This is a genomic window from Streptococcus sp. 11-4097 (assembly GCF_018215285.2).
In the GTDB taxonomy this organism is placed as follows: domain Bacteria; phylum Bacillota; class Bacilli; order Lactobacillales; family Streptococcaceae; genus Streptococcus.
Genome location: NZ_CP185262.1, coordinates 184,614 through 196,164 on the forward strand (window position 1 = coordinate 184,614; position 11,551 = coordinate 196,164).

An 11,551-nucleotide genomic window follows, 5' to 3' on the forward strand; every position below is an offset into this window, starting at 1 on the left:
CGCTTACTAGAAAATCTATCTCTTTCCAATCCCCTCTTCCAAGTAAGTTTGTGAAATAAAAAATATTTGAAATTGATTTCACAAACTCTAACGAAAAAACTTGATAAGTAAAGAAAATGATTAAAAATTCACAAACAATAAAAAATTCTTTGTGAAATGTTTATGAAACTGTTTACAAAGTTGAAATAATGCGTTATAATAAACTTGTGAAAAAATTAACAAAGGATATCAATCCTTGAAAGCTATGGAGGAAAATATGGCTGATAAAAAAACTGTGACACCAGAAGAAAAGAAACTCGCTGCTGAAAAGCATGTCGACGGCTTGGTGCAAAAAGCTTTAGTTGCTCTTGAGGAAATGCGTAAACTCGACCAAGAACAGGTCGACTACATCGTAGCTAAAGCGTCAGTGGCAGCTTTGGATGCCCACGGAGAATTGGCTCTACATGCCTATGAAGAAACAGGACGTGGTGTATTTGAAGACAAAGCAACTAAGAACTTGTTTGCTTGTGAACACGTAGTAAACAACATGCGCCACACTAAAACAGTTGGCGTTATCGAAGAAGACGATGTAACAGGTTTGACTCTTATCGCTGAACCAGTTGGCGTTGTTTGTGGTATCACTCCAACAACAAACCCAACATCAACAGCAATCTTCAAATCATTGATTTCATTGAAGACACGTAATCCAATCGTTTTTGCCTTCCACCCATCAGCTCAAGAATCATCAGCTCACGCAGCTCAAATCGTTCGTGATGCTGCGATTAAAGCAGGAGCTCCTGAAAACTGCGTACAGTGGATCACTGAACCATCTATGGAAGCAACTAGTGCCCTTATGAACCACGAAGGTGTTGCGACAATCCTTGCAACAGGTGGTAATGCCATGGTTAAAGCCGCATACTCATGTGGTAAACCAGCTCTTGGGGTAGGTGCCGGAAACGTTCCAGCTTATGTTGAAAAATCAGCAAACATCCGTCAAGCAGCACACGATATCGTTATGTCTAAATCATTTGATAATGGTATGGTCTGTGCATCTGAACAAGCGGTTATCATTGATAAAGAAATTTACGATGAATTTGTAGCAGAGTTCAAATCTTACCACACTTACTTTGTAAACAAAAAAGAAAAAGCTCTTCTTGAAGAATTCTGCTTCGGCGTGAAAGCAAACAGCAAAAACTGTGCTGGTGCGAAATTGAACGCTGACATCGTTGGTAAACCAGCAACTTGGATTGCAGAGCAAGCAGGATTTACAGTTCCAGAAGGAACAAACATTCTTGCTGCAGAATGTAAAGAAGTTGGTGAAAACGAGCCATTGACTCGTGAAAAATTGTCACCAGTTATCGCAGTTTTGAAATCTGAAAGCCGTGAAGATGGTATTTCCAAAGCTCGTCAAATGGTTGAATTTAACGGTCTTGGTCACTCAGCAGCTATCCACACAGCTGACGAAGAATTGACTAAAGAATTTGGTAAAGCTGTTAAAGCTATTCGTGTTATCTGTAACTCACCTTCTACTTTCGGTGGTATCGGGGACGTTTACAATGCCTTCTTGCCATCATTGACACTCGGATGTGGTTCTTACGGACGTAACTCAGTTGGGGATAACGTTAGTGCCATTAACCTTTTGAATATCAAAAAAGTCGGAAGACGGAGAAATAACATGCAATGGATGAAACTTCCTTCAAAAACATACTTTGAACGTGATTCAATTCAATACCTTCAAAAATGTCGTGACGTTGAACGTGTCATGATCGTTACTGACCATGCCATGGTAGAGCTTGGTTTCCTTGATCGTATCATCGAACAACTTGATCTTCGTCGCAATAAGGTGGTTTACCAAATTTTTGCTGATGTAGAACCAGATCCAGATATCACAACTGTAAACCGTGGTACTGAGATTATGCGTGCCTTCAAACCAGATACAATCATCGCTCTCGGTGGTGGATCTCCAATGGATGCTGCTAAAGTAATGTGGCTCTTCTACGAACAACCAGAAGTGGACTTCCGTGACCTTGTCCAAAAATTCATGGATATCCGTAAACGTGCCTTCAAATTCCCATTGCTTGGTAAGAAGACTAAATTCATCGCAATCCCAACAACATCTGGTACAGGATCTGAAGTAACACCATTTGCCGTTATCTCTGATAAAGCAAATAACCGTAAATACCCAATCGCTGACTACTCATTGACACCAACTGTGGCAATCGTAGACCCTGCTTTGGTATTGACAGTTCCTGGATTTGTTGCTGCGGATACTGGTATGGACGTATTGACCCATGCGACTGAAGCTTATGTATCACAAATGGCTAGCGACTACACTGACGGTCTTGCACTTCAAGCAATTAAACTTGTATTCGAAAACCTTGAAAGCTCAGTTAAGAACGCAGACTTCCATTCACGCGAAAAAATGCATAACGCTTCAACTATTGCTGGTATGGCCTTTGCCAATGCCTTCCTAGGTATTTCTCATTCAATGGCCCATAAGATTGGTGCTCAATTCCACACAATCCACGGTCGTACAAATGCAATCTTGCTTCCATACGTCATCCGCTACAACGGTACACGTCCAGCTAAGACAGCAACATGGCCTAAGTACAACTACTACCGTGCAGATGAAAAATACCAAGATATCGCACGCATGCTTGGACTTCCAGCTTCTACTCCAGAAGAAGGGGTTGAATCTTACGCAAAAGCTGTCTACGAACTTGGTGAGCGCGTAGGTATCCAAATGAACTTCAAAGCACAAGGAATTGATGAAAAAGAATGGAAAGAACATTCACGTGAATTGGCCTTCCTTGCTTATGAAGACCAATGTTCACCAGCAAACCCACGTCTTCCGATGGTTGACCACATGCAAGAAATCATCGAAGATTCTTACTATGGTTACAAAGAAAGACCAGGACGCCGTAAATAATCGTTTATCAGCCTAGAGGCAGGAGTTATCCTGTCTCTTTTTTGTGAAACTGGAGTATTGAGAATAGTTTTAAGTTTTCTATTTTCGTTTTTTATCAAATACTTTATCATCAAATTGTTCAGCTAGTATAGTTGCTGAGTGATAAAGTTCCTTTGCTTTATTTTTATCATTTTCAAAATAAAGATAGCACTTAGCTTCAAATACTGAAATTCCAGGTTTATAGACTTGCAACATTGTTACTGATAAAATTTCATTCATCTTTTTTACTAGAAATATCATATGCTTATAGTCATTATGAACAACATAAACACCCGCTATGGCACAAAGAACTGATAGTAGCTCTACATTATACATTTCATCACTAACTAATTGCTGTTTCAACAACTTAATCCGAAAATCATCTAATGCTCTCTTCTATAAATCAAGTCTTGACATTGCATAGCAAAATAATCAATTAATAGTAAATCATTGAATGTGTAAACTTGCTTTAGTGTTACTTGCTTAAAATAATCATCAAAAATATCTTCAGCGAAACTACCTGTCCCTGTTCTTATCAAGTCTAATATTCTTTCAATCAAGTCTAGACTCAGCAACTCTTCCTCAGGAAGAGCTAGTTCTTTATTTTCAAGAAAAGTATCTATCGGAACTTCTAATCGCTTAGATAAATATTGTAACTTAGTAATTGTTGGCAAGGATTGCCCAAGCTCAGTACGCATCAGCTGTTTGATTATTAAGTCAGCTTCTGTCCACAGACCTCTTCTCTCATCAATTTGTGACGTTCACGTTCCTGTCTTACTCTATGACCAATTTCAGTTTTAATATCTGTTGTCATTCTTACCTCTTAACCACAATCCATAAATTAACATACTTTTAATTCTTCGGCTAAAAATTAACAATAATTCTTTTTCAAATCCGTCATATTATTTTCTAAAACTTGGATGTCTTGGCTGACTTTGAGAATGACAATGCTGCCTTGAATACTGGAGATGACTTGACGGGCCTGCAACTGCGCCCGCTCTTCTGACCAGTCAGCATGCAGGTCTTGCAAGAGGCTGGCTAACTTCTCTGTCCATTGGGTCATAAAATCATTGAGAGGACAGCGGAAGTTCTCATCTTCTGTGGACAATTCCACAATCAGATTACCAATTGGGCAACCATAAAAGACCGTCTGACTTTCATGAAATTGACAAACCCAGTCAATCATATCCGAAAACTTGTCACTGTCAGACTTGTCTGCTTCAAAAATATCTTCAAAAAGCTCTTTTCGCCAATTTGCTAAAATATCTTGAATGACCGTCAAACCAATTTCCTTCTTAGATTTGAAATAATAATAAAGCTGTCCCTTGCCAACATCAGCTGCCTCCATGATGTCACTGATGGAGGTGGCCACATAACCCTTCTGATAAATCAATTCCTCAGCACTTTGTAAAATACGCTCTTTAACGCTCATCTACTCACCTCTCTTTTTTCCTATTATAGCAGATTCAGAGTCTGAGACCAAACAATTGAAACCACCTCCTTTTGCCACTGTTTTATCATTAAAATTTTTTGTTCTGAGCAAATTAATTTACAAATTCAATTTTAGATGTTATTATAATTGTACCGAATGGTCAGTATATAACTAAAACTACCATTTGGAAAATCATCAAACTAACAGTCTAAATTCCTATTGGCTGTTAATCAAATCATATTAGGAGGAACCTCATGTTCAATCAGAAAAATGTCGCATTTGTTATCACAGACCCACAAGTTGAATTCCTAAAACATCCTGGTAAAGGATTCGGAGCAACTAAAGACGTTCTTGAAAAAGTTAATACTATTGAAAATCTGACAAAGCTTTTCGCTCTTGCTCAAGAGCGTGGCTACAAGCGTTTTATCTCACCGCACTACTTCTATCCACACGATCACAAGTGGCAATTTAAAGCTGCTGGTGAAACGATGATGATTGAAAACGAAATGTTTTGGCGTGATAGCCAGTATTCAGCAATTCCAGAAGGCTCTGGAGCAGATATGATTGAAGAGATTAAACCATTTTTGGATGAAGATACTATTGTTGTCAACGGACATAAAATCTTTGGCCCAGAAAGCAACGACCTTAACCTTCAACTCCGCAAAAATGGTATCGACACCGTCATCTTGGCTGGTATGAATGCTAATCTCTGCGTGGATTCACACATGCGTGAACTCATAGAATTAGGTTACAATGTCATTGTTGTTAACGATGCTGTCGGTGCTCCAGGTGAAGAAGCCTACCAAGCTGCCCTGACAAACTATGGCTACATTGCCAACCAAGTTTTGACAACTGAGGAAGTTATCGCTCAACTTTAGAAAAAGGAAAGTTGTAAATGACTATGTAGACAAAGAAAGACAGCGGTATAGGCTTTCAAAGGAGAAAGGGAAATAAGCGAGATATAGACAAAAAACAATGCCCATACTTGCAATTAAACTTAAATAGTTATATAATAGGTTTGTTGAAAGGTGATTTGTAGTGATTCAAGTTACTCTTTTCACAATAAAAATTTCATGATTTTCATAAGGAGGAAATCACTAATGGTAGTTAAAGTTGGTATTAACGGTTTCGGACGTATCGGTCGTCTTGCTTTCCGTCGTATCCAAAACGTAGAAGGTGTTGAAGTTACTCGTATCAACGACCTTACAGATCCAGTTATGCTTGCACACTTGTTGAAATACGACACAACTCAAGGTCGTTTCGACGGTACTGTTGAAGTTAAAGAAGGTGGATTTGAAGTTAACGGTAAATTCATCAAAGTTTCTGCTGAACGTGATCCAGAACAAATCGACTGGGCTAACGACGGTGTAGAAATCGTTCTTGAAGCTACTGGTTTCTTTGCTAAGAAAGCAGCTGCTGAAAAACACTTGCACGCTGGTGGAGCTAAAAAAGTTGTTATCACTGCTCCTGGTGGAAACGACGTTAAAACAGTTGTATTCAACACTAACCACGACGTTCTTGACGGTACTGAAACAGTTATCTCAGGTGCTTCATGTACTACAAACTGCTTGGCTCCAATGGCTAAAGCTCTTCAAGACAACTTTGGTGTTGTTGAAGGATTGATGACTACTATCCACGCTTACACTGGTGACCAAATGATTCTTGACGGACCACACCGTGGTGGTGACCTTCGCCGTGCTCGCGCTGGTGCTGTAAACATCGTTCCTAACTCAACTGGTGCTGCAAAAGCTATCGGTCTTGTAATCCCAGAATTGAACGGTAAATTGGACGGAGCTGCTCAACGTGTTCCTGTTCCAGCAGGTTCTGTAACTGAGTTGGTAGCAGTTCTTGAAAAGAACGTTACTGTTGACGAAGTGAACGCAGCTATGAAAGCAGCTTCAAACGAATCATACGGATACACTGAAGATCCAATCGTATCTTCAGATATCCTAGGTATGTCTTACGGTTCATTGTTTGACGCAACTCAAACTAAAGTTCTTGACGTTGACGGTAAACAATTGGTTAAAGTTGTATCATGGTACGACAACGAAATGTCATACACTGCACAACTTGTTCGTACTCTTGAATACTTCGCAAAAATCGCTAAATAATTCATGAGTCGATAAAAAGCAAGGCCTCTGGTCTTGCTTTTTAAATATTTAAAAATGGATGACGCTATCATCCATTCTTTTTTAACTCTTTTTCAAAAGTATCTGATAGGGTAGTGAAGCTTAATTTCTCTAGAGTAAGCGGATGGGTAAAGGACAGTCGAAAGGCGTGGAGCATAAGCCGACTTGTTTTTGATTTACTATTATAGAGAGGGTCGCCTAAAATAGGGAAGTTATGATGCGAAAGGTGCACACGAATTTGATGGGTTCGCCCTGTCTTTAGTTTGCAACGAACCAAGGAAGTTTTGTTTGGGAATTGCTTTAATCTGCTTACATGTGTTTCAGCATATTGTCCATTTTTTGTATCAACTATTCGCTTTCTGCGATCATGGCGATCACGTCCAATTTTGTCTTTGAAAACAAGTTCTTTGCTGTTGATATGTCCGTCGACCTGTGCCCAATATTCCCTAGAAATCTCTTTTTTCTCCAGTAAGCGATTGAGAATAGGCAGGATAAAAGGATTTTTGGCAAAGAGAACCAAACCACTGGTTTCCATGTCCAGACGATGAACGACATAGCAGGTTTGGCCAACATAGGCACTGACATGGTTAAGAAGGGCGATTTCGTTTGGCTGATTACCATGCGTTTTCATCCCCTCGGGTTTGTTTACAATAATCAATTGTTGATCTTGATAAACTTCCTGAATGAGGTTTGGGTTGCCCCAAGGGATTTCTTTTTCGGGATAATCTTCTTCGTCAAAAGTCAACTGGCAAACATCTCCAGGACTTACAATCTCGTTCCAATGAACTTCTCGCTGATTTATCAAAATATGTTTCTTGATTCTCAAAAAATGACGGATTTTTCTAGGGATGAGGAGTTGCTCCTCTAGTAATTGCTTCACCGTCATTTGAGGCAAAGAGGAGGGTAATGTAAATGTGAATTTCATACAGATATTGTAACAAAAAAAGGCCTATTTGGATAGGAAATAGCAAAATTCTTGTCTTCCTATGATGAAGATGATAAAATAAACGCATGAAATTAGATAAATTATTTGAGAAATTTCTTTCCCTATTTAAAAAAGAAACAAGTGAATTGGAGGAATCGGATTCTACTAGCTTACGTCGTTCTCGCGGTGATCGAAAAAAATTAGCCCAAGTAGGTCCAATTCGAAAATTCTGGCGTCGTTATCATCTAACAAAAATTGTCCTTATACTAGGTTTGAGTGCAAGCTTGCTAGTTGGAACCTATTTGTTTGCTGTAGCCAAGTCAACCAATGTCAATGATTTGCAAAACGCCTTGAAAACTCGAACTCTCATTTTTGACCGTGAAGAAAAAGAGGCTGGTGCCTTATCTGGTCAAAAGGGAACCTATGTTGAACTGACTGATATCAGTAAAAATTTGCAAAATGCTGTAATTGCGACAGAAGACCGTTCTTTCTATAAAAATGACGGGATTAACTATGGTCGTTTCTTCTTGGCTATTGTCACTGCTGGACGTTCAGGTGGTGGCTCTACTATTACCCAACAGCTGGCTAAGAATGCCTATTTGTCACAGGATCAAACTGTTGAGAGAAAAGCGAAAGAATTTTTCCTTGCCTTAGAATTGACTAAAAAATATAGCAAGGATCAGATTCTAACCATGTACCTTAACAATGCCTATTTTGGAAATGGTGTGTGGGGTGTAGAAGATGCGAGTAAGAAATACTTTGGAGTTTCTGCATCAGAAGTGAGTCTGGATCAAGCTGCTACTCTGGCAGGAATGCTCAAGGGTCCGGAACTGTATAATCCTTTGAATTCTATAGAGGATTCTACCAATCGTCGCGATACTGTTTTGCAAAATATGGTTGCAGCGGGTTATATTGATAAAAATCAAGAAACCGAAGCTGCAGGAGTTGATATGACTTCGCAATTGCAAGATAAGTATGAAGGAAAAATTTCAGATTACCGCTACCCTTCTTATTTTGACGCAGTGGTTAATGAAGCTGTTTCTAAGTATAATCTAACCGAGGAAGAAATCGTAAATAATGGCTATCGCATATACACAGAACTGGACCAAAACTACCAAGCAAATATGCAGGTGGTCTATGAAAACACCTCACTATTTCCGAGGGCAGAGGATGGAACATTTGCTCAATCAGGAAGTGTAGCTCTCGAACCGAAAACAGGGGGAGTTCGTGGGGTTGTCGGTCAAGTTGCTGACAATGATAAAACTGGATTCCGTAATTTCAACTATGCAACCCAATCAAAACGTAGCCCTGGTTCTACAATTAAGCCATTAGTTGTTTATACGCCGGCGGTTGAGGCAGGTTGGGCTTTGAACAAGCAGTTGGATAACCATACTATGCAGTATGACAGCTATAAGGTTGATAACTATGCAGGGATCAAAACGAGTCGAGAAGTTCCTATGTATCAAGCCTTGGCAGAATCGCTTAATCTACCTGCTGTTGCTACTGTTAATGATTTGGGTATTGATAAGGCTTTTGAAGCAGGAGAAAAATTTGGACTCAATATGGAAAAGGTCGACCGTGTTCTTGGGGTCGCCTTGGGAAGCGGTGTCGAAACCAACCCTCTGCAAATGGCTCAAGCATATGCTGCTTTTGCAAATGAAGGTTTAATGCCTGAAGCTCACTTTATTAGTAGAATTGAAAATGCTAGTGGACAAGTTATTGCAAGCCATAAAAATTCACAAAAACGGGTGATTGATAAATCTGTAGCTGATAAGATGACCAGTATGATGTTAGGGACATTCACCAACGGAACCGGTATTAGTTCATCTCCTGCAGACTATGTTATGGCAGGGAAAACTGGGACAACTGAAGCAGTTTTCAATCCTGAATACACAAGTGACCAGTGGGTAATTGGTTATACACCGGATGTGGTGATTAGTCACTGGCTTGGTTTCCCGACGACTGATGAAAATCACTATTTAGCTGGCTCTACTTCAAACGGTGCAGCTCATGTCTTTAGAAACATTGCCAATACCATTTTACCTTATACGCCAGGAAGTACCTTTACGGTTGAAAATGCTTATAAGCAAAATGGAATTGCACCAGCCAATACAAGAAATCAAGTGCAGAGTAATGAAACGAATCAGAAGGATGATACTCTATCTGATATTAGAAGTCGTGCTCAAAATCTAGTAGATGAAGCTAGTCGTGCTATATCGGATGCGAAAATTAAGGAAAAGGCTCAAACGATATGGGATTCGGTAGTCAATCTATTTCGTTAAGATGCTTGTCAAAGCCTGGCTTTCTTGTTATAATAGATAAGATGGAGGCGTTATGGCACTAAAAAAAGCAAGCCTAGCTTGTGCGGTTTGTGGTTCTAGAAACTATTCAATCAAGATCAGTGGAAACCCCAAGCCTACACGACTAGAAGTAAATAAATTTTGTAAGCATTGTGGCAAGTACACTACACATAGAGAAACGAGATAGGAGAGAGCGATGCGTTTTATTGGAGATATTTTTAGACTTCTTAAAGACACAACATGGCCAACTCGCAAGGAAAGCTGGAGAGATTTTCGTTCTATCATGGAATACACTGCTTTCTTTGTTGTGATTATATATATTTTTGACAAGTTGATTGTTTCAGGATTGATTCGATTTATTAACATTTTTTAGAAGACTAGTGGCATTAACCACACTAAAAGTTTTCTATTTATGAAAGGAAGTATCATGGATAGTTTTGATAAAGGATGGTTTGTCTTACAAACTTATTCTGGTTATGAAAATAAGGTAAAAGAAAATTTATTACAACGTGCGCAAACCTATAATATGTTGGATAATATTCTACGCGTTGAAATTCCAACACAAACAGTGCAAGTTGAAAAAAATGGAAAGAGAAAAGAAGTAGAAGAAAATCGCTTTCCAGGTTATGTTCTTGTGGAAATGGTGATGACAGATGAAGCTTGGTTTGTTGTTCGAAATACACCAAACGTTACAGGATTTGTCGGATCACACGGGAACAGATCAAAACCAACACCATTATTGGAGCAAGAAATCCGTGATATCTTGGTTTCTATGGGACAAACTTTACAAGAGTTTGATATCGATGTTGAAGTTGGTCAAACTGTACGTATCATTGATGGTGCTTTTGCAGACTATACTGGTAAGATTACAGAGATTGATAACAATAAAGTGAAGATGATTATCTCTATGTTTGGTAATGACACAGTTGCAGAAGTAAACCTAAACCAAATTGCAGAATTATAACCCTGAGAGAGGCATGTCCTCTCTTTTTTTGTGCAGTTGAGGTAGTGTAGAGAACAGAACGGGAAAATAGGACAAAACTGTTTTTGAATCTGTTAAACTGTATCTAGAAAGGGGAACGTTATGTTTAAAGAATTGTATAAAGAAGTTCAAGGCATTGTATATAAGTGTAGAAATGAATATTACCTTCATTTATGGGAGCTATCGGATTGGGACCAAGAGGGAATGATTTGCTTGCATGAATTGATCAGTAGAGAAGAAGAGCTAGTAGAAGATCTTCCTCGTTTACGTAAATACTTCAAAACTAAATTCCGTAATCGAATTTTAGACTATATCCGTAAACAAGAAAGCCAGAAGCGTAGATATGATAAAGAACCTTATGAAGAAGTAGGTGAGATCAGTCATCGTATCAGTGAGGAAGGTCTGTGGCTAGATGATTATTATCTCTTTCATGAGACACTAAGAAATTATAGAAACAAACAAAGTAAAGACAAACAAGAAGAGTTAGAACGCGTCTTAAGAAATGAACGTTTCCGAGGGCGTCAAAGAGTATTAAGAGACTTACGTATTGTGTTTAAGGAGTTTGATATCCGAACTCATTAGGAAGTCATACAAAAAACATAAAAAGTTTAAAAAAGTTGTTGACAAAGTTAGAAAAGTCTGTATAATAGTAAGAGTTGAAAACAACTCAGGTCCGTTGGTCAAGGGGTTAAGACACCGCCTTTTCACGGCGGTAACACGGGTTCGAATCCCGTACGGACTATGGTATGTTGCGGTTGAGGCACTTGATGAAAAAAGATTAAAAAAGTTTCAAAAAAGTGTTGACAAGCGAAAGCGACTGTGATATACTAATATAGTTGTCACTTGAGAGAAGCAAG

The 11,551-nt window shown here is 38.9% G+C and carries 12 protein-coding genes and 1 tRNA gene; 9 read left to right on the forward strand and 4 right to left on the reverse strand.

The window, feature by feature from the left end; translation table 11 throughout:
• The first annotated feature begins 256 nt into the window (after positions 1-256).
• Positions 257-2,908 carry a bifunctional acetaldehyde-CoA/alcohol dehydrogenase gene (gene adhE, locus KB197_RS00960; protein WP_212573753.1) on the forward strand — a complete coding sequence of 884 codons (2,652 nt, stop codon included), beginning with the start codon at positions 257-259 and terminating at the stop codon, positions 2,906-2,908.
• A gap of 78 nt (positions 2,909-2,986) precedes the next feature.
• Here adhE and KB197_RS00965 read toward each other — a convergent pair whose 3' ends face one another.
• The 3 genes from KB197_RS00965 to KB197_RS00975 all read right to left on the reverse strand — a co-directional run bounded on the left by KB197_RS00965 (position 2,987) and on the right by KB197_RS00975 (position 4,358).
• On the reverse strand, positions 2,987-3,289 hold the full coding sequence (locus KB197_RS00965) for a hypothetical protein (protein WP_253170849.1): 303 nt from the start codon (positions 3,287-3,289) through the stop codon (positions 2,987-2,989).
• A gap of 20 nt (positions 3,290-3,309) precedes the next feature.
• Positions 3,310-3,624, reverse strand: coding sequence for a hypothetical protein (locus tag KB197_RS00970; protein ID WP_002880183.1), 315 nt, complete (start codon positions 3,622-3,624; stop codon positions 3,310-3,312).
• A 173-nt stretch (positions 3,625-3,797) separates the two neighbouring features.
• Positions 3,798-4,358: a TetR/AcrR family transcriptional regulator gene (locus tag KB197_RS00975; RefSeq protein WP_000111607.1), complete on the reverse strand. Its 561-nt coding sequence runs from the start codon at positions 4,356-4,358 to the stop codon at positions 3,798-3,800.
• A 254-nt stretch (positions 4,359-4,612) separates the two neighbouring features.
• Between KB197_RS00975 and KB197_RS00980 the strand changes: the two genes are divergently transcribed.
• Together KB197_RS00980 and gap are read left to right on the forward strand one after the other, a co-directional pair.
• Complete coding sequence (locus tag KB197_RS00980) at positions 4,613-5,236, forward strand: cysteine hydrolase (protein ID WP_000483064.1); 624 nt, start codon at positions 4,613-4,615, stop codon at positions 5,234-5,236.
• Between the two features lie 222 nt (positions 5,237-5,458).
• Positions 5,459-6,469, forward strand: a complete 1,011-nt coding sequence (gene gap / locus KB197_RS00985; protein WP_000260662.1) for a type I glyceraldehyde-3-phosphate dehydrogenase — start codon at positions 5,459-5,461, stop codon at positions 6,467-6,469.
• A 67-nt stretch (positions 6,470-6,536) separates the two neighbouring features.
• Here gap and KB197_RS00990 read toward each other — a convergent pair whose 3' ends face one another.
• On the reverse strand, positions 6,537-7,412 hold the full coding sequence (locus KB197_RS00990; protein WP_421127745.1) for an RluA family pseudouridine synthase: 876 nt from the start codon (positions 7,410-7,412) through the stop codon (positions 6,537-6,539).
• Positions 7,413-7,498: 86 nt separating this feature from the next.
• Here KB197_RS00990 and pbp2a point away from each other — a divergent pair, with 86 nt between their 5' ends.
• From pbp2a to KB197_RS01020, 6 genes are all read left to right on the forward strand, one after another.
• Positions 7,499-9,694, forward strand: a complete 2,196-nt coding sequence (gene pbp2a / locus KB197_RS00995) for a penicillin-binding protein PBP2A (protein WP_064275842.1) — start codon at positions 7,499-7,501, stop codon at positions 9,692-9,694.
• A 52-nt stretch (positions 9,695-9,746) separates the two neighbouring features.
• Positions 9,747-9,899: a 50S ribosomal protein L33 gene (rpmG, locus tag KB197_RS01000; protein ID WP_001809375.1), complete on the forward strand. Its 153-nt coding sequence runs from the start codon at positions 9,747-9,749 to the stop codon at positions 9,897-9,899.
• 9 nt (positions 9,900-9,908) lie between these two features.
• The gene (secE, locus tag KB197_RS01005) at positions 9,909-10,085 is read left to right on the forward strand and encodes a preprotein translocase subunit SecE (protein WP_001210990.1); all 177 of its coding nucleotides are present in this window, start codon (positions 9,909-9,911) and stop codon (positions 10,083-10,085) included.
• 54 nt (positions 10,086-10,139) lie between these two features.
• Complete coding sequence (nusG, locus tag KB197_RS01010) at positions 10,140-10,676, forward strand: transcription termination/antitermination protein NusG (RefSeq protein WP_064275843.1); 537 nt, start codon at positions 10,140-10,142, stop codon at positions 10,674-10,676.
• A gap of 120 nt (positions 10,677-10,796) precedes the next feature.
• Complete coding sequence (locus KB197_RS01015; RefSeq protein WP_064275844.1) at positions 10,797-11,276, forward strand: sigma-70 family RNA polymerase sigma factor; 480 nt, start codon at positions 10,797-10,799, stop codon at positions 11,274-11,276.
• 88 nt (positions 11,277-11,364) lie between these two features.
• Positions 11,365-11,436 (forward strand) — tRNA-Glu (locus tag KB197_RS01020).
• Positions 11,437-11,551 lie beyond the last annotated feature (115 nt).